Annotated in this window: 18 protein-coding genes; 15 read left to right on the top strand and 3 right to left on the bottom strand. The window is 67.6% G+C overall.

Annotation, left to right across the window (positions count from 1 at the left end):
* Positions 1-4: 4 nt before the first annotated feature.
* Genes G3545_RS26480 through G3545_RS26495 form a run of 4 tightly spaced genes read left to right on the top strand, consistent with a single transcriptional unit; the run spans position 5 to position 4,488 of the window.
* Positions 5-907, top strand: coding sequence for an ABC transporter substrate-binding protein (locus G3545_RS26480; RefSeq protein WP_170017285.1), 903 nt, complete (start codon positions 5-7; stop codon positions 905-907).
* On the top strand, positions 900-2,912 hold the full coding sequence (gene fhuB / locus G3545_RS26485) for a Fe(3+)-hydroxamate ABC transporter permease FhuB (protein ID WP_246702575.1): 2,013 nt from the start codon (positions 900-902) through the stop codon (positions 2,910-2,912). The genes G3545_RS26480 and fhuB overlap by 8 nt, the downstream gene beginning before the upstream one ends.
* On the top strand, positions 2,909-3,658 hold the full coding sequence (gene fhuF, locus G3545_RS26490) for a siderophore-iron reductase FhuF (RefSeq protein ID WP_170017287.1): 750 nt from the start codon (positions 2,909-2,911) through the stop codon (positions 3,656-3,658). Before fhuB ends, fhuF begins: the two co-directional genes overlap by 4 nt.
* 23 nt (positions 3,659-3,681) lie before the next feature.
* The gene (locus G3545_RS26495; protein ID WP_170017288.1) at positions 3,682-4,488 is read left to right on the top strand and encodes an ATP-binding cassette domain-containing protein; all 807 of its coding nucleotides are present in this window, start codon (positions 3,682-3,684) and stop codon (positions 4,486-4,488) included.
* Positions 4,489-4,550: 62 nt separating this feature from the next.
* Here the strand turns inward: G3545_RS26495 and G3545_RS26500 are convergent, their stop codons facing one another.
* Together G3545_RS26500 and G3545_RS26505 are read right to left on the bottom strand one after the other, a co-directional pair.
* Entirely contained in the window at positions 4,551-6,008 is a 1,458-nt protein-coding gene (locus G3545_RS26500; RefSeq protein ID WP_170017289.1) for a PLP-dependent aminotransferase family protein, read from the bottom strand.
* 294 nt (positions 6,009-6,302) lie between these two features.
* A complete protein-coding gene (locus G3545_RS26505; protein ID WP_170017290.1) occupies positions 6,303-7,133 on the bottom strand; it encodes a transporter substrate-binding domain-containing protein in 831 nt (276 codons plus the stop codon).
* A gap of 223 nt (positions 7,134-7,356) precedes the next feature.
* Here G3545_RS26505 and G3545_RS26510 point away from each other — a divergent pair, with 223 nt between their 5' ends.
* From G3545_RS26510 to G3545_RS26555, 10 genes are all read left to right on the top strand, one after another.
* Positions 7,357-8,037: a GntR family transcriptional regulator gene (locus tag G3545_RS26510; protein WP_170017291.1), complete on the top strand. Its 681-nt coding sequence runs from the start codon at positions 7,357-7,359 to the stop codon at positions 8,035-8,037.
* A 2-nt stretch (positions 8,038-8,039) separates the two neighbouring features.
* Positions 8,040-9,023 carry a proline racemase family protein gene (locus G3545_RS26515; protein WP_170017292.1) on the top strand — a complete coding sequence of 328 codons (984 nt, stop codon included), beginning with the start codon at positions 8,040-8,042 and terminating at the stop codon, positions 9,021-9,023.
* Between the two features lie 44 nt (positions 9,024-9,067).
* Complete coding sequence (locus tag G3545_RS26520) at positions 9,068-9,910, top strand: transporter substrate-binding domain-containing protein (RefSeq protein ID WP_170017293.1); 843 nt, start codon at positions 9,068-9,070, stop codon at positions 9,908-9,910.
* 71 nt (positions 9,911-9,981) lie between these two features.
* Positions 9,982-10,638, top strand: coding sequence for an amino acid ABC transporter permease (locus G3545_RS26525; RefSeq protein WP_170017294.1), 657 nt, complete (start codon positions 9,982-9,984; stop codon positions 10,636-10,638).
* 14 nt (positions 10,639-10,652) lie between these two features.
* Entirely contained in the window at positions 10,653-11,471 is an 819-nt protein-coding gene (locus tag G3545_RS26530; protein ID WP_170017295.1) for an amino acid ABC transporter ATP-binding protein, read from the top strand.
* A 17-nt stretch (positions 11,472-11,488) separates the two neighbouring features.
* The gene (locus tag G3545_RS26535; RefSeq protein ID WP_170017296.1) at positions 11,489-12,928 is read left to right on the top strand and encodes an aldehyde dehydrogenase family protein; all 1,440 of its coding nucleotides are present in this window, start codon (positions 11,489-11,491) and stop codon (positions 12,926-12,928) included.
* Position 12,929: 1 nt separating this feature from the next.
* Positions 12,930-14,411: an aldehyde dehydrogenase family protein gene (locus tag G3545_RS26540; protein WP_170017297.1), complete on the top strand. Its 1,482-nt coding sequence runs from the start codon at positions 12,930-12,932 to the stop codon at positions 14,409-14,411.
* A 10-nt stretch (positions 14,412-14,421) separates the two neighbouring features.
* Positions 14,422-16,113 carry a GMC oxidoreductase gene (locus G3545_RS26545; protein WP_170017298.1) on the top strand — a complete coding sequence of 564 codons (1,692 nt, stop codon included), beginning with the start codon at positions 14,422-14,424 and terminating at the stop codon, positions 16,111-16,113.
* 19 nt (positions 16,114-16,132) lie between these two features.
* Entirely contained in the window at positions 16,133-16,915 is a 783-nt protein-coding gene (locus G3545_RS26550) for an aldolase/citrate lyase family protein (protein WP_170017299.1), read from the top strand.
* A gap of 7 nt (positions 16,916-16,922) precedes the next feature.
* Positions 16,923-18,188 carry an FAD-dependent oxidoreductase gene (locus G3545_RS26555; protein ID WP_170017300.1) on the top strand — a complete coding sequence of 422 codons (1,266 nt, stop codon included), beginning with the start codon at positions 16,923-16,925 and terminating at the stop codon, positions 18,186-18,188.
* A gap of 37 nt (positions 18,189-18,225) precedes the next feature.
* On the opposite strand, the gene G3545_RS26560 is transcribed toward G3545_RS26555, so the two are convergent.
* Positions 18,226-20,328 carry a sigma-54-dependent Fis family transcriptional regulator gene (locus tag G3545_RS26560; RefSeq protein ID WP_170017301.1) on the bottom strand — a complete coding sequence of 701 codons (2,103 nt, stop codon included), beginning with the start codon at positions 20,326-20,328 and terminating at the stop codon, positions 18,226-18,228.
* Here G3545_RS26560 and G3545_RS26565 point away from each other — a divergent pair.
* Positions 20,327-21,379 (top strand): NAD(P)-dependent alcohol dehydrogenase, encoded by a 1,053-nt coding sequence (locus tag G3545_RS26565; RefSeq protein ID WP_170017302.1) that lies wholly within the window; start codon positions 20,327-20,329, stop codon positions 21,377-21,379. The two genes, G3545_RS26560 and G3545_RS26565, sit on opposite strands and share 2 nt — an antisense overlap.
* Positions 21,380-21,787: the final 408 nt, after the last annotated feature.

A 21,787-nucleotide genomic window follows, 5' to 3' on the forward strand; every position in this document is an offset into this window, starting at 1 on the left:
GACCGTGCCGGGACAAATCCTTAGCCGGCGTCATTTTCTGGGGGCGGCCTGCGCCGCTCCCTATGCCTTTGGTGGCGCGCGCGCGATCGCCGCGCCAGTGGCGCGGGTGGTGACGCTCGATCTGCTGCCGACCGAGCTGCTGCTCACGCTCGGCATCACGCCGCTCGCCATCGCCAATGCCCCGCTCTATCGGCGCCTTGTCGCCACGCCGGAACTGCCGGATGCCGTCCCCGATCTCGGGCCGCTGATGGAGCCGAATGTCGAGTACCTGCAAGTGCTGCGGCCCGACGCCATCCTGCTCGCGGCCTGGCAATCGGGCGCCCTCGAGCGGCTCGCGCAGATCGCCCCGCTGGTGCCGCTGCAGACCATCGCCGGCACTGTGCCGGCGAGCGCGCACGCCGCCGCGCTGCTGCGGCAGGTAGGTGCGCTGACGGCGCGCAGCAGCGAGGCCGAGCTCTGCATCGCCCGGCTCGAGCAGGGGCTCGCGCAGGCCCGCGAGAAGCTCGCCGGCCGGCCGATCGGTCCGCTCTATGTGTGCCGCTTCGCCGCCAATGGCCGCAATGTCGCGGTGTTCGGCGGCAATGGGCTGGTCGGCGACGTCGTGCGCCAGCTGGGGCTGAGCAATGCGTGGAAAGGCCGGGTCAACGCTTCGGGCGTGGTCTCGGTCGGCATCGAACAGCTCGCCGCCGATCCCGAAGCGCGGATCGTGCATTTCGATCGTGGCGCCGAGACCCTGAGGGCCATGGAGACCCTGTCGCGCAGCGCACTGTGGCGGGCGCTGCCGGCGGTGCGGGCCGGACGGGTGACACGGATGCCGGTAGTCTATCCGAGCGGCGGCGTGTTCACCGCGATCCGTTTCGCTGCGCAGCTCGCCGAGGCGCTGGCCGCGGAGGCGCCGCATGGCTGAAATGGCGCTGGTCCGCAACGCGCCGCTGCCGGATCGCGCCACGCTGCTGGCGGCGGCACTGCTCGGCCTCGCGGTCTGCCTGCTCGGTGCCAATGCCCAAGCATTGCTGCCGCCGGCACGCTGGCCGGCCATCCTCACGTTCAGCGCTGCGGTCGACCTGCCGAGCCTGATGCTGCGGGACGCGCTGCTGCCGCGCTTCACTGTGAGCCTGCTCACCGGCGCCGCGCTGGGCCTCGCCGGCGTGCTGTTCCAGCAGGTGCTGCGCAATCCGCTCGCCGAGCCCGGCACGCTCGGGGTGTTCGCCGGGGCCAAATGCGCGCTGGTCGCGGCTACGCTGTGGCTGCCCGGAGCGCTGGTGCTCGGCTGGGACGTCATCGCCCTCATCGGCGGCGGCGCGGCGACCGCGATCGTGCTGCTGCTCGCCGCGCGGCAGGGTTTCGCGCCGCTGCAGGTGATCCTCTCCGGCCTCATCCTGTCGCTCAGCCTCGGCTCGCTCGCCTCGATGCTGATGGCGACCCACTTCGACGCGGTGAACGACCTCTACACCTGGGAGGCGGGATCGCTGGTGCAGAATGGCTGGAGCGTCGCCTCGGCCCTGCTGCTGCGGCTCGCCCTCGCCGGCGGGATCTGCGCCCTGCTGTGGCGGCGCCTCGCACTGCTCGATCTCGAAGAGGATGGTGCCCGCAGCCTCGGCCTGCCCTTGGCGACGACGCGGCTCTGCGGTCTCCTGCTCGCCGTGGCGCTGAGCGCGACCGTCGCCGGCCTGGTCGGGCTCATCAGCTTCATCGGCCTCGCCGGCCCGGCGATCGCGCGTCTCGCCGGCGCCCGTCGCTTTCGCGACCGGCTCCTCGCCGCTCCCCTGCTTGGGGCCGCGCTTCTCGCCGTGACCGACCAGGCGTTGATCCGCGTCTCCGGCGGGGTCGAGATTCCGGCCGGCGCGGTCTGTGCGCTGTTGGGTGCGCCCTTGCTGATCTGGCTGGTGCGCCGGGTACGGCCCAGCTTTGATGCGAAGGGCACGGCCGGCGATGCCGGCCCGCTCGGTGGCCGTCTCCTGAGCGCCGCCGCCATCCGCCGGCGTCTGCTGCTCGCGCTCGCTGTCTGTGCCGCGGTGCTGGCCCTCGCTTTGGTGCTCGGTCGCGTGCCGGAGGGATGGCATCTGTCATGGGGCGAGGAGTTCCGGGCACTGCTGCCCTGGCGGCTGCCCCGTGCCGCGGCCGCGGGCTCGGCCGGTCTGATGCTGGCGCTCGCCGGTTGCCTGCTGCAGCGCCTGACGGGCAATGCCATTGCAAGCCCGGAGCTGATCGGCGTCTCCTCCGGCGCGGCGCTGCTGCTCATCGTCATGAGCTTCCTGCTGCCGCCGCTCGACCGCGTCTCGACCATGGGCATTGCCGCCGCCGGCGCGTTCCTCGCTTTGATGGCGGTGCTGCGGGTTAGCCGACGCTCAAACTACGCCGCCGACCACCTCGTGCTCTCCGGCGTCGCCCTCGGCGCGGTGATCGGGGCGCTGGTGAGCTATCTCGCCGCGCTGGGTGATCCGCGCATCCTGCGGGTCATAGGCTGGCTGTCCGGCTCCACATATGCCGTGACGCCGGCCGAGAGCGTCATCGTCGCGGGCTTCGCCGCCGCCGCGCTGGCGCTGCTGCCGCTGCTGGCGCGCTGGCTCGCCATATTGCCGCTCGGCCCGGGCATCGGGCGGGAGCTCGGTGTCGCCGAGGCCGGCAGCCGCCTCGTCATGATACTCGCCGCCGCCCTGCTGACCGGCGCGGCGACGCTGATCGCCGGCCCGTTGAGCTTCGTCGGGCTGATGGCGCCGTCGCTCGCGCGCCTCGCCGGCATCCGCACCCCGCTCGCGCACGCCTATGCGGCGGCGATCGCCGGGGCGAGCATCATGATCGCCGCGGACTGGATCGGCCGCACCGTCGTGTTTCCGTGGCAGGTCCCCGCCGGGCTGGTGGCGACCGTGATCGGTGGCGCCTTCTATCTGGCACTGCCGGTTCGCCGATGATCCCGGCGCTCGCCCCGATCTTCCGCGGTCCACTGGAGGACATCGGCGCCAATCTGGTGCTGGACGACGATCCGCGCCCTGTTCTGCCCGGCGCCGCCTTGCTCGATGACGCGCGCTTGCGGGAGTTGCTCGCCGCCTTCGGCCGCAGCTACGCCGCCCGCCTCGGCGTCGCGGAATTTGCCGGCGTCGAAATACAGGCGGTGGTGACGCAATGGTCGAAATGGCATTTCTCGGTGCTGGTGCCGCCGGTGCTGATCGCCAGCATCGTGGCGGACTGGCATTTGCCGACCGACCTGGCGCAGGCCGGTATCGTGCTGTCGCCGGATCATCGGACCGCGGCGGTGCGACTCCCCGGTGCAGGCGAACGGCGCGAGGTCACTGACGCCCATGAGCGGTTCGCGATGCTCATCGACGGGCATCTGGCGCCACTGATCGCGGCGCTGGCGCGCGCCAGCGGTCTGCCCGCCAAGGTGTTGTGGAGCAATGCCGGCAACATCGCCGAGAGCATCGTCGGCGAATGCGTGGCGCGGCTCGGTGCCGACCGCCCTGGGGTGGTTCACGCCCGCGCGCTGTTCGCGGCGAAGAGCCTCGCCGATGGCCGCCGAAACCCGCTGTTCGAGCCGATCCGCCATTTCCCCGATCGTACCCCGGCACGGCGCCGGCGCATCTGCTGCCTGCGCTATCGGATCGCCGCGCTGCCGCTGTGCAAGACCTGTCCGCTCGACCGGCTGGGCGGGAACGACTGATCGCTCACCAAGAAGAACGCATCATGGACTCATCGCCAGGTCAGATATCCCACGCCGCTCCGCTGTTCGAACTCGACGAAGTGGGTTTCTCGATAGCCGGTCGCGCGCTGCTGGAGCCGCTGAGCCTGAGGCTGGCGGCGCGGCGCATGGTCGGCCTTGTCGGTCACAATGGTTCGGGCAAGTCGACGCTGCTCAAGATACTGGCGCGCCAGCAGCCGGCCACCACCGGCACGGTGCGGTTCGAGGGCAAGGCGCTGCCGCACTGGGGCAATCGCGCGCTCGCCCGCAAGCTCGCCTATCTGCCGCAACAGACGCCGCCCGCCGCGGGCATGCTGGCGCGGGAGCTCGTCGCGCTCGGCCGCTATCCCTGGCACGGTGCGCTCGGGCGGTTTGGCGAGGCCGATCGGGCCAAAGTCGAAGAGGCCATGGCCCTCACCGGGACTGGCCCGCTCGCGGATCGCCTAGTCGAGACGCTGTCGGGCGGCGAGCGCCAGCGTGTCTGGCTGGCTATGCTGGTCGCGCAGGACACACAATGCCTGCTGCTCGACGAGCCGACCTCGGCGCTCGACATCGCCTACCAGATCGAGGTGCTGGCGCTGGTCCGGCGGCTCAGCCACGCGAAGGGCCTCGGCGTGGTGATCGTGCTGCACGACATCAACATGGCCGCGCGCTTCTGTGACGAGATATTGGCGCTGCGCGCCGGCCGGCTGATCGCGCACGGCGCACCCGCAGACATCATGCACCCGCAGCAGCTGCGGACCATCTACGGGCTGGAGATGGACGTCCTGACCCACCCCGCGACCAGCGCCCTGGTCGCCGTCGCCCGATAGAGCGGCCGCGGGGCGGCGGCCATCGAGAGCGCCGCGAGTTGACCTCTGCCTGGCCTGAGAGCCTATGCGACCGAGTACATGGTACCCGCAGGCCGATCGATAAGTTGCCTGAGGATTGCCAGCGCCCGTTCGAGCTCGGCACGGCCGGCGGCACCGAGGCACAGGCGAACACCGGCTTCCGGCCGCCCGGCGACGGAGGCCGAGCCAGGGGGCGTGATCAGTACGCCGTCATTGCGGGCGGCGAAGAAGAGATCGGCTGCCGTCCAGCCGTTCGGGAGCTCCAGCCAGGCATGATAGCCCGACAAGGCGCCGTCATGCGGTGTCCGCTGACCGGGAAAGATCTTCCGGAACAGCGCGTGGCGGCGGCGGCTTTCCTGGCGCAGCTCGCGGACGAGCCGTTCCATCACCCCGGTCCGGACCATGCGCAAGGCAACCTCGAACAGCAGCGGCGTCGCACTCCAGGTGCTGGCCCGCACCGCGAGCCGGGCGCGCTCGATCAGCGGGGCCGGGACCGCCATAGTGCCGGCGCGGAAGCCGAGCTCGAAGATCTTCGAGAAGCTCGACAGATAGAGCGTGCGCTCGGGGATCAGGCCGGCAATCGGCTCCGGCTTGGTGTCGAGCAGGAAGCCATAGACGTCGTCCTCGATCAGACGGAGGCCGTGGCGCTCGATGATTTCGGCGATCCGTTGCCGGCGTGCCGGCGACATGGTCCGCGCGGTCGGGCTGTGCAGCGTCGGCATCGCATAGACGAGCCTGGCCCGCGTCTCGCGGATCCGCTCCTCCAGCGCCTCCGGCACCAGCCCTTCCTCGTCCATGGCGACCGGTTCGAGCCTGTAGCCATGGAGGTCGGCGAGCGCCTTGAAGCCGACATAGGTCAGGTCCTCCACCAGTATCGTCTCGCCCGGCGCGCAAGTGAGGCTGAGCGCAAGGTCGAGACCGTGCTGGGCGCCGTTGGTGGCGAGGATCTGTTCAGGCGAGGGACGAAAGCCCGGCGTCGCGATCCAGTCCGCCAGTCCCGCGCGGTGCTCGGCGAGGCCCTGCTGGGCATCATAGGCAAACAGCCCGTCAAGGCCGTTGCCGCGCGCGAGTTCGGCGAACACGGTGCGCAGCGCCTCGCGCTGATCGCCCGCGGGGGAGAGATTGATGCCGAGATTGATGAGGCCGCCCGACCGGCCGGAGCTCTGGCGCTGGTCCGGCGCGGCGACGAAGGTTCCCTGTCCGACGCGCCCCACCACGACACCGCGTATGCCGGCCTCGCGATAGGCCTTGGTCACGGTGGAAAGGCTGAGGCCGAGATGGCTCGCCAGCGCGCGGTGCGGCGGCAGTTGCGTGCCGGGTGGCAGCGCGCCGGTGCGGACATCGTCCTCGAGTGCCTGCAGCAAGGCGAGATAGGGCGCGAGGCCGCGGTCGAGCGATCTCGGGGTCCAGCTCATCTCGGAGCTGCTGCCGGCGATCTCCGTGCCGGCTACCCCGTCATGCTTGTTCATCGTCTCGCCAACCCGCTGCTGCGTGACCGGCATATCGCCTCATGGTTGCTGGCATCACACCTACACGACTCGCCGGCACGAAGCATTGCACGAATGGCGGGAACAAGGGCGTTTCCGCATCGAGCCCGGGCGTCCGGCGCGCGGCCCGGGAGAATCGCTTCTAGCACGCCGGCGGCCGGTGTCGCATGACAATCATCAATTGATTGCGCCAGTCATGCGGTTGTGAGGCAACGGGGACTGCCCTTCTCCAACTTCCCGTACTGAATTCGGCTGTTGCCGAGCCCAGTACGGGGAAGGTCAAAGTCGGAGCGGAGCCACCGCCAGCCTTCAGCAATATTTGCCGGATTGCGGCACGACCGAGAGGTCAATGCCGCGCTGGGCCATATATTTGGTGATCAGCGCGCAGGACAGGCCGAGCGTGCGCTGCTGCATCGACCAGTTGGCGAGCAGATTGATGAAGCCCTGATTGCCATCCTTCCGCGGCACCGCCGTCATCATCGGGTTACGCAGCACGGGGGAGGGGACGATGGCGTGCCCGATGCCGGCCTTGTGCAGTTGCGCCGCGTTCTGGTCGGCCAACACGATGGCGTCGCCGCGTCCGGAGCGTAGCTCCAGCACCGCCTGGTCGCGGTTCTTGACCAGCACGATGGTCGCCTGCGGCGCCATGGTCTCGGCGATCACCTGCATGGTGCTGCCGCTCTGCGCGACGAGACGAACCTCCGGCTTGTTGAGATCGCGCCAGCTCCTGGGCTCGAAGCCGTCGCGCGCCAGCACGGTCCAGACACCTTCGACGATCGGCTCCAGCACGTAATCGACGACGAGGCCGCGCTTCGGATTGGGGTTCACCCCGAAGGCGAGATCGAGCCGACCGGCCAGGAAGTCGGCTGCAAGGTTGCCCCAGGTGGTCTCGACGAACTCGATCTTCACCTGCAGCAGATCGGCGATCTGCCGGCCCCAGTCGGGATAGAAGCCGCTCCATTCGCCGGTCGCCGGATCCTTGATGAAGTCCGGCTCCTCGCCGGACATGACCGGATAGTGCAGCACGCCGCGCTGCTTGATCTCGTTGATGACCAGCGAGGGATCGGTGGCGTGCGCCGCGGGCGGGGCCGAGGCGAGGATCGCAAAGGCGGCGAGGAGGGCCAGCACCAGTCGTTTCATGTCGTTCCCTGTTCCGGATTTCGTATCGGGCCACGCCCCTCCGCATGACGGAGCAAGAAGGGCATTGACAGGCTAGAGAACATTACGCCAAATGTCATAGATCAATTTGTAGATCGTAGTGACACAAGCGATACGGGGCGGCAGCCGCTCGGAGCGTTTGGCGGAACGGAGCCTCCCTGTGAGGTTCTTCGGTACCGGCAATTGTATACAGTATGGAGGATACATGTTTCCGGCGAGCGCCAATTCCCTGTCGCGGGCGATCCCCGAGGGTTTAGCTGCGCTGCTGGAGCAGGAAATCATCTTTGGGCGGCTGCCGCCCTCGGCCCGCCTGACCGAGGAAGAGGTGGCGCTGCGCTACGGCGTGAGCCGCTCGCCGGTGCGCGAGGCGCTACGGCTGCTCGAACGCGACGGGCTGGTGCTGCGCGAGGCGCGGCGCGGCATCTGGGTGGCGCCACTCTCGCTCAAGGACTTCGATGAAATCTATGCCTGCCGCATCGAGCTCGAAGGGCTGGCGGCGGACGGTGCGGCGCGCTCTCGGGACAAGCTGCGCAAGAAGGCCTTCGCCGGCCTGTTCGCCGAGCTCAAGACCGCCGCGGAGCGTGGCGACGCGCATGAATTCTTCCTGGTGGACGTGCGGGGCTCGGCCCTCACGTACGAGCTCGCCGACAACCGGACGCTGACGCGCCTGCTCGCCGGCCTGGAAAAACAGGCGCTGCGCTATCGCTTCCTCGCCTATCTGCGCAACCCCAGGATCGTCGACCTGTCGCTCGAAGACACCGGCCGGATCTATGACGCCATCGTCGATGGCGATGCGCCGGCGGCCAAGGAGATGACCGAGAACCTCATCCGCGAAATCTGGCAGGTCATGCGCGCTGCCTTCGCACAGTCATTCGGCGAGGGCTGAGCATGCTGAACCTTGCCTCCTCGTTCGACGTCATCGACTCGCACACCGCCGGGCACCCGACGCGGGTGATATTGAGCGGCGTTCCCAAGCTCGACGGTGCGAGTGTGCTGGAGAAGCGCGAGGATTTCCGCGCGCGTTTCGACTATCTGCGCCCGTTGTTGCTGCACGAGCCGCGCGGCCATGCCGCCATGGTCGGGCTGGTGCCGGTGGCCTCGACCGTCGCCGACTACGGCGCCTTCTTCATCTCCTCCTATGTCTATCTCGACATGTGCGGCCACGGCACCATCGGCTATGCGCGCACGCTCGCGGCGACCGGGCAGATCGCGCCGCAGCTCGGCGACAGCTTCACGCTGGAAACCCCGGCCGGCGTGGTGACGGTCGGCCTCGTCTGGGGAGCAAACGGCGATCTCGCCGGTGTCCGGCTGCGCAACGTGCCGAGCTATGTCGGCATCGCCGACCTTGCCGTGGATTTCGAGGGCTTCGGCACCGTCAAGGCCGACATCGTCTATGGCGGCATGTGGTACGCGCTGGTCGACGCCACCGCCATGGGGCTCGAACTGGTCCCGGAACGGGTCTCCGAATTGCTGCGCATCGGCAGCGCGCTCAAGCAGGCCATCAAGGCGGCCATTGCCGGCCGGCCGGAATTCGCCGGGGCCGTCGCTCCGAGCGTGCTGTTCTATGCCGACGGCGCGCCGGGCGAAGCGGTGCATTTCCTGGTGCTGGAATCCAACAAGTTCGACCGTTCGCCCTGCGGCACCGGCACCGCGGCGCGCGTCGCCCAACTCGCCGTGCGCGGACGGCTCGGAGCGGACGGCACCTACCGGGCACGCAATATCCTCGGCGTCGATTTCCTCGCGCGCGTGGCCGAGCGCACGCCGGAAGGCGCGATCGTCGCGGAAATCGAGGGCATGGCCCATCTCACCGCGCATTCGACAATCGTTCTCGAGACGAGCGACCCGATCGCGCAGGGATTTCTTTGCCGATAATGGTATCGGCAAACAATACTGGCAGAAGTCAGAAGGGGAATTCGATGAAACATTCAGTATTCAAGTCTCTTCTCGTCGCAGCCGCGCTGTTGCTGCCGCTGTTCGGGGCACCCGTTGCAGCACCCGCGCAGGACAATCCCTCCGCCGTGCTCGACCAGATCCGGTCGAGCGGGGTGCTGAAGATCCCGGTCATGACCGGCGAGGAGCCGGGCTACATCAAGGATCCCGCCACCGGCAAATGGAGCGGGTTCTATTATGAGTTCCTCAACGAGATCGCCACGCAGCTCGGCGTCAAGCTGCAGCCCGTCGAGACCACCTGGGGCAACCTCGCCGCCGACTTCCAGTCCGGCAAGATCGACATCGCCATCGGAGTAAACCCGAACCCGAAGCGCGGTCTCGTGGTCGACTATCTCTGGGAGCCGCTGTTCATCGACGCCTGGGCGGTGCTCACCCCCAAGGGCAAGCCGGTGAAGACCTGGGACGAGCTCAACAACCCGTCCAAGACCATCGTCGTGCAGAAGGGCAGCACCATGCAGGTGGTGGCCGAGGCGCTGCTGCCCAAGGCGAAGATCACCCCGGTCGAAGACCGCAACCTCGCTCTGCTGGAACTCCAGGCCGGTCGCGCGGACGCCGTCGTGTTTGCGGTGTTCGACGCCATCCAGATCACCAACCACAATATCGGCGACGTCTCGCTGCCCGAGCCGATCCTGCGCAATCCGGCGACGCTCGCCGTGGCGCGCAAGCCGGGCAATGCCGGCTACATCAACTTCCTCACCAACTGGGTGCAGCAGCAACGCTCGCTCGGCCTCGCCCAGGGCAAGCTCGCCCGCGCCTGGGAAGCCCGCGGCATCGATCTGTCCATCCTGCCTCCCGGCTTCAGCTTCTGAAGCCGGATGCGTCGGCCGCTGCCTCGACTCTCTCTGGCTGCGGTCGGCGCCCTTCATAACAGGACGGAGCCATGTTCGATTTCTCAGTCATTACCGGCAACGCTCATCTGCTCTGGCAGGGGTTGCTGATCACGCTCTACTACACCGTGATCACCATCGCGGCCGGCCTCGTCATTGGCCTTACCGTCGGGCTCATGCAGCTCACGACGTTCCGCCCGCTGGTAATTCTCGGCCGGATCTTCGTCGAGTTCTTCCGCAATATCCCGCTTCTCGTCATCCTGCTCTGGACCTATTACGCGCTGCCGATCTTCCTCGGTGTCAACATCACCAAGGGCTGGGCCGGCTTCCTTGCGCTGAGCTGCTACACCGCCGCCTTCTATGCCGAGATACTGCGTGCCGGCGTGCAGTCGCTCGACCCCGGGCAGACCGATGCCGCCACCGCGCTCGGCATGTCCTATGGCCAGCGGATGCGGCGCATCATCCTGCCGCAGGCGTTCCGGCGCATGATCCCGCCGCTCGCCGGGCAGTCCATCATCCAGATGAAGAACACCACGCTGCTCTCGGCCATCACGGTGCCGGACCTGCTCTATCAGGGCAGCTACATCTCCAGCTTCACCTATCGCCCGATGGAGGTCTACACGGCCATCGGCGCCATCTTCCTCATCCTGCTCGTGCCGCTGACCATGCTCTCGCGCATGCTGGAGCGCCGCGGCGTCCCCACGAAATGAACCCGGCGCCCGACATGAACGTGCAAAGCTCCCAGGAAGTCTTGCGGCTCGACCGCATCTGCATGCGGTTCGGTGCCAAGGAAGTCATTCGCGGCGTCGACCTCGCCGTTCGCGAAGGCGAAGTCGTCGTGCTGATCGGCGCGTCCGGCTCCGGCAAGACCTCGCTGCTGCGCTGCATCAACCTGCTCAACACGCCATCGAGCGGGCGCATCATCATCGACAGCGAGGTGCTGTTCGAGGTCGAATCCGCTGATCTCGGCCCGTCCAAGGTGCCCAGCCGCGAGGTGAACCGCATCCGCTCCAAGACCGGCATGGTGTTCCAGCAGTTCAACCTGTTCCCGCACATGACGGCGCTCGAAAACGTCATGGAAGGGCCGGTCATCGTGAAGCGCGAGAGGCGCGACGAGGTGGAGGTGAACGCCCGCGCGCTGCTGTGCCGGATGGGCCTCGAAGGCCATGAGCACAAGCGCCCCGCGCAGCTCTCCGGCGGCCAGCAGCAGCGCGTCGCCATCGCCCGCGCCCTCGCGATGCATCCGAAGGTGATGCTGTTCGACGAGCCGACCTCGGCGCTCGACCCCGAGCTGGTCGGCGAGGTGCTGAAAGCCATGGTCGCACTCGCCCGCTCGGGCATGACCATGGTGGTCGTCACCCATGAGCTTGGCTTCGCCTTCGAGATCGCCGACCGCGTCATCTTCCTCGACGAGGGGCGGATCGCCGCCGAAGGCACGCCGCACGAGGTGCTGCTCAATCCGAGCCATCCACGCCTGAAGAGTTTCGTGAACCGCTTCCATGAGACCGCCGAACTGCTGCGGCCGTTCCTCGAAGCCCGCTGACCTTAGGAAACGCCATCATGAACGTCGTCAATTTCATCGCCGGCCAGCGCGTCGCACCCGGTGGATCGCGCCGTCACCTTGCGGTGAATCCTGCCCGGACCACGGATCTCATAGCCGACTACGCTCTCTCCAACATCGCCGATGTCGAGGCAGCGGTGAGCGCGGCACGCAAGGCGGCCCCGGCGTGGGCGGCGCAGACCCCCGGCGCGCGCGGCGAGATATTGCGCAAGGCCGCGGAAGCCATCCGCGTGCGGCTGGAGCCGATCGCCCAGCAGATGACCCGCGAGGTCGGCAAGCCGCTGGAGGAATCGCGCGGCGAGACGCTCTATTCCGCCCGCGTGCTCGAATTCTATGCCGCGGAAGGGCTAAGGCTCGGCGGCGAGAACCTGCCCTCCGGTCGCGCCGGCGTCGTCGCCTTCACGACCCGCAAGCCGCTCGGTAGCGTCGGCCTGATCACGCCGTGGAATTTCCCGATGTCGATCGCCGCCTGGAAGATCGGGCCGGCGCTCGTCACCGGCAATACGGCGGTGTGGAAGCCCTGCCTCCAGGCGCCCTTCACCTCGATGGCGCTCGCCGAGGCGTTCGCGGAAGCCGGCCTGCCGGCCGGCGTGCTCAATCTCGTGCACGGCGACGGCTTCGATATCGGACAGGCGATCGTCGACCATCCCGGCCTCGCCGGCATCTCCTTCACCGGCTCGCAGAAGGTCGGTTTTGCCGTGCACCAGGCGGCGTCGAACCGCCGGGCCAAGGTGCAATGCGAGCTTGGCGGCAAGAACCCCTTGGTGGTGCTCGACGATGCCGATCTCGACGCCGCCGTGACCACGGCGATCGAGGGCGCGTTCCGCAATGCTGGCCAGAAGTGCACGGCGACCAGCCGCGTCATCCTCCAGCGCGGCATCAGGCAAGCCTTCACCAGCAAGTTCGTGGCTCGCGCCAAGGCGCTCAGTGTCGGCGATCCGGCCGACCCCGCGAACTTCGTCGGTCCGGTGGTCGATGAGAAGCAATATGACAAGGTCGTCGGCTACATCCGCACCGGGTTGAAGGAGGGCGCGACGCTGCTGTGCGGCGGCGACAGCCGGCGCAACACCGAGGGCTATTTCGTCGAGCCGACCGTCTTCGACAATGTCGCCCCCGACATGACCATCGCGCGCGACGAGATCTTCGGCCCGGTGGTAGCGCTATTCGCAGTCGATACGCTCGACGAGGCGATCGCCGTCGCCAACGACACTGAGCACGGGCTGAGCGCCTCGATCTGCACCACCAATTTGCTGAGCGCCCACGCCTTCGTGACGCAGGCCGAGAGCGGCGTCGCTTCGGTGAACCTGCCGACCGCCGGCGTCGAGCTGCAGGCGCCGTTCGGCGGCACCAAGGCCTCCGGCCTCGGCGTCAAGGAGCAGGGACGGCCGGTGCTCGATTTCTACACCGAGCTGCGCACCGTCTACATGAAGGTGGCGTGATATGAGCCTCGATTTCGATCCGAACCCGATCGCACTGCCCAGCGGGCACTATATCGGCGGCGCATTTGTCGATCTGCCCGGAGAGGCGATCGAGGTGGTCCGTCCCTCCGACCACCAGCCGATGTCGCCGATCCACGACGGTGGCAAGGCGGCGGTCGAGCGCGCGGTGGAGGCGGCGAAGGCGGCGCTCGCCGCCACGCGCTGGGGCAAGGTCTCCCCACTCGAACGCGCCAAGGTGCTGCACCGCTTCGCCAATGCCGTCGAGGCGAACGGCGAGTATCTGTCGCGGCTGGAGGCGCTGGGCTCCAGCCGGCTGATTTCGGCAACCTCCGTGCGCGATGCGCCGCGCACCGCCGGCGTGATCCGCTACTACGCGGAGTATTGCGACAAGCTCGAAGGCATCGTCACCGCGACCGATGCCGACACCCTCAGCCTCGTGAAGAACGAGCCCTATGGCATCGTCGGCGCCGTGGTGCCCTGGAACTTCCCGCTGATCACCGCGGCCTGGAAGTTCGCGCCGGCGCTCGCCGCCGGCAATGCGGTGGTCATGAAGACTTCGGAGCTCACCCCGCACAGCCTGCTGGCGCTCGCCTCCATTGCGGTCGAAGCCGGGTTGCCGGCGGGCCTCTTCAACGTCGTCAACGGGCTCGGCCACACCACCGGAAGCGCCATCGTCCGGCATCCGGACATCCGCAAGATCTCGTTCACCGGCTCCACCGCGACCGGCGCCGTCATCATGACGCAGGCGGCCCAGTCCGGCATGAAGCCGGTGACGCTGGAACTCGGCGGCAAGAGCCCGATGGTGGTGTTCGCCGACATCGCCGACATCGAGGCGACTGCGGCGAAAGTCGCGACCGGCTTCATGGACAATGCCGGCCAGGTCTGCACTGCCGGCTCGCGCCTCGTCGTCGAGCGCGGCATCGCCGACCGGCTGCTTGAGGCGATCGAGGCCCGCTGCCGCGCGATCCGGCCCGGCCCGACCTGGTCGGAAGCCACCACTTTCGCGCCGATCATCAGCCGGCGGCAGGCCGAGCGGATCGATCGCCTGGTGCGCCAGACCATCGCCGAGGGCGCGGAGGCGCGCATCGGCGGCACGCCGCTCGAAGCGCGCAACGAGGGTTCCTTCTACGCTCCCACCATCCTCGAAGGCGTGACAGACGCGATGACCGGCTTCCGCGAGGAGTTCTTCGGTCCCGTGCTGTCGGTCCATCGCTTCGACGAGGTGGAGGAGGGGCTCGCGCTCGCCGCGCACCCGACCTACGGCCTCGCCGCGAGCGTCCACACCACCGACATCCGCAAGGCGCTAAAGGCGGCCGATGAGATCGAGGCCGGCATGGTCTGGGTCAACCAGCACGGCCGCGGACCGGAATTCACCTTTCCGGCCGGCGGCTTCAAGGCATCCGGCTTCGGCAAGGACATGGGCCGTGCCGGGATCGAGGCATTCACGCGCCAGAAGGCGGTGTGGGTCAACTACGCTCAGTAAGGCGCGTCAGATGCAGTTCGACTATGTCATCGTCGGCGGCGGTTCCGCGGGTGCCGTGCTCGCCAACCGGCTCTCCGCGCGCCCCGGCAACCGGGTGGCGCTGTTCGAGGCCGGCCCCGACACGCCGCCCGATGCGGTGCCGGATATCATCGCCGACAGCTATCCCGGCCTGTCCTATTTCGATCCGCGCTATCACTGGACGGACCTGCGGGTTTACAACCGCTCTCCGCGGCTGAACGACGGCTCCGCGCGGCTCGCCAAGCTCGAACAGGCCAAGGTGATGGGCGGCGGCTCCAGCATCAATGGCCAGTTCGCGGTGCGCGGCCTGCCGGTCGACTATGATGGCTGGGAGGCGATGGGCCTGCCTGGCTGGGGCTGGTCGGGCATGCTCCCCTATTTCAGAAAGCTCGAACGCGATCTCGATTTCGACGGCGAACTGCACGGCAAGGATGGGCGCATCCCGATCCGCCGCGTCTTCCCGGAGCAGTGGGCCGGCTTCACCCGCGACGTGCTCCAGGCGGTCGAGAGCGAGGGCCCAACCTATCGGCCGGACTACAATGCGACGACGGAGGACGGCTCTTTCCCGCTGCCCCTGTCGAACGAGAATGAGCGCCGCGTCTCCACCGCAATCGGCTATCTCGATGCCGAGACCCGCAAGCGGCCGAACCTCGCCATTTTCCCGCTCACCTTCGTCGAGCGGATCGTGTTCGAGGGCAACCGCGTCAAGGGGCTCGACATCGTGCGCGGGGGGCAGCGCCAGCGGGTGGAAGCCGGCGAGGTCATCGTTTCCTCCGGCGCGCTGCATTCGCCGGCCGTGCTCATGCGCTCCGGCGTCGGCCCGGCGGGCCATCTCAGGCATCACGGCATCGAGGTGGTGGCCGACATGCCCGGGGTCGGCGAGAACCTGACGGAGCACCCTCACCTCGCCGTCGGCGCGCACCTCAAGCCACCGGCCCGGCTGCCGCGGTCCATGCGACGGCACATCTTCCTCGGCGTGCGCTACTCCTCGGGCGTCGAGGGGTGCGATCCCGGCGACATGCTGCTCATGCCGGTCAATCGCGCCGGCTGGCATCCGCTCGGGCGCAGCCTCGGCGCGCTCAATGTCTGCGTGAACAAATCCTATTCGACCGGGACCGTGCGGCTGAACAGCGCCGACCCGGCCGTCGAGCCGGAAGTCGACCTCAACCTCGCCTCGGATGGACGCGACCTCGTCCGCCTGGTCGACGGCTTCAAGCGGCTCTACCGCATCATGGAGAGCCCGGCGGTGCAGGCCGGCATCAACACCTGGTTCCTCGCCGGCTATACCGACGCGGTGCGCGCGCTGAGCGTGCGCAAGCCCACCAACTGGCTGAAGACCGCCGCCGCCGCCGCGCTGTTCGACTATGCGCCGTTCGCGCGCGACACGCTGATAAGGCGCCGCTTCGGCACCACCGAGCAGATCCACGCCATGGCCCGCGACGACGCGGCGATCGCCGAGTGGGTCAAGTCCACGGTCTGGCCGGGCTGGCACGTCTCGGGAACCTGCCGGCTCGGCGCCGACGGCGACCCGATGGCGGTGCTCGACGCCAGTTGCCGGGTGCGCGGGGTCCAGGGGCTGCGGGTGGTGGATGCCTCCATCATGCCCTCGATCTGCAGCGCCAACACCAACATCACCACCATCGCCATCGCCGAGAAGGCCGCGGACCTGATCCTGAACGGCTGAAGAGCAAGGAACCAGAAAGATGAGAGAGAACAAGATGCGCACGACGCTGCTCGCGGGCGGCGAAGTGATAACCGGATGGCTCGCCATACCCGCGACCGTCTCGGCCGAGCTGATGGCCAAGCTGGGTTTCGACGCCATCACCATCGACCTGCAGCACGGTGCCATCGACTACACCGACATGCTGCCCATGCTGCAGGCGATCTCGACCTCCGACGCCACCCCGATGGTACGCGCGCCGTGGAACGATCCGTCCATCATCGGTCGCATCCTCGACGCCGGCGCCTATGGCGTGATCTGCCCGATGATCAACACCCGCGCCGACGCCGAAGCCTTCGTGCGCGCCTGCCGCTACGCGCCGGTGGGCCAGCGCAGCGCCGGCCCGCTGCGCGCCTCGCTCTATGGCGGGCCGGACTACATCAAGATGGCCAATGAGACGATCATGACCTTCGCCATGATCGAGACCGTGGAAGGCCTCGAAAACCTTGAGGACATACTGAAGACGCCCGGCCTCGATGCCATCTTCGTCGGCCCCTCCGACCTCTCGCTCGCCATGGGCGGGCCGGCCGGGTTCGATCCGCGCAAGCCCGAGGTTTATGAGGCGATCAGGTTCATCGCCGCCAAGACCAAGGAAGCCGGCGTCATCCCGGGCATCCACACCGGCTCGGTGCAGTATGCGCAGGAGATGCGCGAGCTCGGCTACCAGTTCATGGCGTATCTGTCGGATTTCCGCATGCTGCAGAATACCGTCGCCCGCGCCTTGCCGGTGTTCCGCTCCGGCAAGCCGGACAACTTCGCGCCGTGACCCGGCCATGACCGGCGTCATCGACTGCGCGTCGCGGCGCGTCACCGTCATCGGTGCAGGCATCATCGGTGTCTGCACCGCGAACTATCTGCTGCGCGAGGGGTTCGAGGTCGAGGTGATCGACCCCGTAGCCCCCGGCTCAGAGGACCAGTGCTCCTACGGCAATGCCGGCGGAATCTGCCCGGGCTCCTGCATCCCGAACGCGATGCCGGGCATGCTGCGGCAGATCCCGAAATGGCTCGCCGATCCGGAAGGGCCGCTTTATGTGCGGCTCGCCTATCTGCCGCAGGCTTTGCCGTGGCTGCTGCGCTTCCTGGCGAGCGGGCGCCGGGCGCGGGTCGAGGAGATCTCGGCGGCGATGCGCGCGCTGCACCGCCTCACCTTCGAATGCTACGAGCCTTTGGTGCGCGAGGCCGGATGCGAGGAATTGATCCAGCAGCGCGGCCAGCTCTTTGTCTATGAGGACCCGCAGGGGCCGGAGAAGAGCGGTTATTCGCTCGGCCTGCGCCGCCAGCATGGCGTCAAGGTCGAGGTTCTCGGCCGGGATGAGCTGCGTCAGCTTGAGCCGGCACTGGCACCGATCTTCCAGCGCGGGGTCTATCTCCCCGAGCAGGGGCAGTGCCCCAATCCCGGCCGCCTGGTTGCCCGCCTCGCCGAGCTCGCTACCCGCAACGGCGCCCGGTTCGTCCGGGCACGTGCCCTCGGCTTCGAGTTCGGCGCGGCGGGGCCGACCGCGGTGCGCACGGATGCCGGGACGCGGCCGGTTGGGCAGGTGGTGCTCGCCGCCGGTGCCTGGTCGGGGGAACTCGCGCGCCAGCTCGGTACGCGTGTGCCGTTGGAAACGGAGCGCGGCTATCACATCATGGTCAAGGGCGCCGAGACGGGCCTGCGCATCCAGACCATTTCCGCCGAGCGGAAATTCGTCGCCTCACCGATGGAGGACGGGCTGCGGCTGGCGGGCACGGTGGAGTTCGCCGGGCTGACAGCGAAGCCGAACATGACGCGCGCCGACATCTTGCTGCGGCAGGCGCGCCACATGTTCCCGGACCTCAAGGTCGGCGAGGTGACGCGCTGGATGGGGCATCGGCCGGGGACGCCCGACAGCATTCCGGTCATCGGCCGTTCGACCCGGCATGCGAACGTCCTGTTCGCCTTCGGCCACGGCCATCAGGGCCTGATCGGCGGCTCGGTGACCGGCCGGCTGGTCGCGGAGCTTGCTGCCGGCAAGCCGCCATCGATCGATCTGCACCCCTTTCGCGCCGACCGCTTCTGACCTGTGCCATGGCTCGCGCCAGGGGTGCCGGCGCCTATCATTCATCTGCTCCGACATCTATGTGCTTGTAGACGGTGGTCCGCGAGATACCCAGCAAACGCGCCGTCATTTGGACATTCATGCCAGTATTTGCGTAGGTTTCGCGGATCTGGCGGCACTTGCTCCGGCTCAGCATCGTGCCGGCGCAATGGCTACATACATCGGGCGGCCTCAGGCCGGAGCCGTCGACAGCGGTGATGTCGGCCGACGCTCCCTCGAGACAGGCCCTGCGGACCCAGTTCTGCAACTCGCGAATGTTTCCCGGCCAAGGCTGGCGTCTCAACAGATCGAGAACCGCATCGTCGATCGGAATGTCCCGTCCCTGCTGCGCTGCCAGATGGCGCACGATGTCGTCGAAGTCCTTGCGCTCCCTGAGCGGCGGCAGGCGAACCGGGAAACCATTGAGCCGATAATAGAGATCCGCGCGGAACTGATTGGCCGCAGCAGCCGCGGCGAGGTCGCGATTGGTTGCGGAGACGATCTGCACGTCGACGCGAACGGTCTTCGCGCCGCCCACCGCGCGCACCTCCATCGTGTCGAGGAAGCGCAGCAGCGCAGTCTGGGCGGGAAGCGGAATGTCGCCGACCTCGTCCAAGAAGAGAGTGCCCTTGTTGGCGAGCCGGATGAGGCCTGGCGATCCCTCGGCACGGGCGTTGGTATAGGCACCACGCTCGTGGCCGAACAGTTCGGCGATGAACAGGGACTCCGGCACCGCGCCGCAATTGACCGCCACGAATTCCCCGGTACGGCCGCTGAGCTTGTGGACATGGCGGGCCATGAGTTCCTTGCCGGTGCCGGTCTCGCCATGGATATGCACGGCGAGAGGGGTGTGGGTCGCAGCCTCCAGGCCTCTCATCGCGTGGCGCAGCACGGGATCGGCACAGACGAACTCAGTCGCCGGGGGAGAGATGCGCGTCGGTATGGGGCGAGGCGACGGCTCATCCCGCACGTCACGTCCGGCGAAGCGGCGGCAAACCAGATACACAGCGCTTCCCGCGCGGTCGCGTATGCGCACGATGCCGCGCAGCCGCAATTCCTCGATGACTGCTGCGAACGAGGCGTCGAAGAGGCTTTCGAACGTACCGCCCGGATGGCTATCGAGGCCGGCGAGCAAGGCACGGGCAGGGCGGTTGAGCGACAGCACCTCACCGTCCAGCGACAACGCCACCAGGCCGGCGGACAAAGTGTCGAGATACTCGGCGCGCGGATGCAAGGCGAGCAGCAGCAGGTCGCCACGATCCTCGATCATCAGGCCGTTCTCGACCGCCGCCGCGGCCATGCGCACGAGAGCATGGGTGTGCTGCTGGCGGGCCTCGTTGGGGCTCGACGCATCGAGCAGTCCCACCAGGCGGTCGGCCGGATCGAAGATCGGCACGGCCATGCAGCTCAGATGGCCGTGGCACGCGAAGAAGTGCTCGCGGCCATGAATGGCGACGGGCGCCCGTTGGACCAGCGCCAGGCCGAGCGCATTGGTGCCGCGGCGTTCCTCGTGCCAGACGCTGCCCGGCATGATGGCCCGCCCGGCATCGCTCTCGCCGAACTGCTGGTCGCAGAGCGTGTCGAGCACGACGCCATCGGCATCGGCGAACGCGATCATGAAGTTGGAGCCGGCGATCTGCTCGTAGAGCAACTGCATCTGGACGCTGGCGAGGCGGCGTAGCATCGCGCGCTCCTCGCGCCGCGCCTTCACCTGCGCAAAGGAGATGACGACCTCCTCCGGTCGCCCGGAAGGATCGAGGCCGCCGGCGACACAGCGCTCCCAGCTCAGTGCGATCTCCGGCGACAGCATCCCGGCAGGAAAGCGTCCGCCGGCCTCGAGGGCCGCGCGCGCGCGCTCGATGCTGGAGAGGGGTGGCATGGCGTCTCCTCGGCGCTCCCAGCGCCTGACCCTTGTCGTTTTCCGGCAGGTTCCGCGCAAAATCGGCGAAGCGCAATATCCAGAAACTGAACACTCGTATCCGCGCCTGTTCATCCAATGGACGCGCGTTGAACCTCCTGAATTCGCGAAGTCTTTGATAAAGCCGGAATAAACCGATTGGCACGGTTGCTGCGTTGGTGGTCCCAACAAGCCGGCACATACGCCGGCAATGGAGGGAGCCATGAGGGCGCAAGTCCTGAGATCCTACGACGAACGCCTGACCGCTGGGCGCTGGGTGGCGGAAGAGAATGTTCCCGACCCCAGGATCACGAAGTCCACGGACGTGATCGTCCGCATCGGTGGCGCCGGCGTGTGCCGCACTGACCTTCACATCATCGAGGGTGTGTGGAAGCCGCACATGGACCCGAACGGCGACGCCCTGCTGCCGCTCATCATGGGCCACGAGAATGCCGGCTGGGTCGAGGAGGTCGGCAAGGAGGTCGAGGGCCTGAAGAAGGGCGATCCCGTCATCGTGCATCCGAAGATCACCGGCGGAACCTGCCTCGCCTGCCGTCGCGGCTTCGACATGCACGGGCCGGGTAAGTTCCCCGGGCTCGACTGCGACGGCGGCTATGCCGAGTTCATCTGCACCGCCGAGCGCAACATCGTGCCGCTGCCGCGCTCGCTGGCGCCGAAGGACGTGGCGCCTTATGCCGATGCCGGCCTCACCGCCTATCGCGCCGTGAAGAAGGCCACGCGACACCTGCTGCCGGGCGAGAGCTGCGTCGTGATCGGCGCCGGCGGCCTTGGCCATATCGGCATCCAGTGCCTGAAGGCGATGTGCGCGGCCGACGTCATCGTGGTCGACAAGTCCGATGCCTCGCTCGAACTCGCCCGCAAGAGCGGTGCCGACAAGACGGTGAAGGCCGACGGCGATGAGGTGGAGGCCGTCCTGGGACTGACCGGCGGCAACGGCGCGGAGGCGGTCATCGACTTCGTCGGCGAGAAAGGCACCACCTCCAAGGGCCTCGCCATGACGCGCCCGATGGGCAGCTACTACATTGTCGGCTATGGCGAGGATATCCGCATCCCGACCGTCGACCTGATCATCTCCGAGCGCAACATCATCGGCAACCTGGTCGGCACCTGGGCCGAGCTCACGGAACTGATGGCGCTGGCAGACCGCGGCCTCGTCGAGCTCGCGACCGCGGAATACAGGCTGTCGGATGCGAACCAGGCGCTGCACGACCTGCACAACGGGAAGATCCATGGCAGGGCGGTACTGATCCCCTGACAGTTCCGTGCGACGGGTGTGGGATAATAAATATCATCATCGTTTAGCGATGTCTGCTCGACTTGTGCAGTGCAAAATACCTAGGTAAGTATTCGTTACCGTATTACTTTTTGCAGTGCAAAATATTCGCATAATGAAACACTTGTACACTGCCAATTCGCAAAACAGTTCAATTTGCGCGCTGGCATGAAAGCCTGAACGACGCGAAGACGTTGAAATGGCTAATGCGACAACTTGGCACGACACTTGCCAGATTGACATTAGAACAATGCTGACTGGTCCCACGGGACGAGCCGCGACAAGAACGAAGGGGAGAAGCCAAGGGATGCTGCCGGACGGGCGATGAGCCCGCCGGCTCGGGCGCCAGCTAGAGCCCTTGTCGTTCGGATGGAATCATCCGAACGACAA

It is taken from the genome of Starkeya sp. ORNL1, assembly GCF_012971745.1.
Classification (GTDB): Bacteria; Pseudomonadota; Alphaproteobacteria; order Rhizobiales; family Xanthobacteraceae; genus Ancylobacter.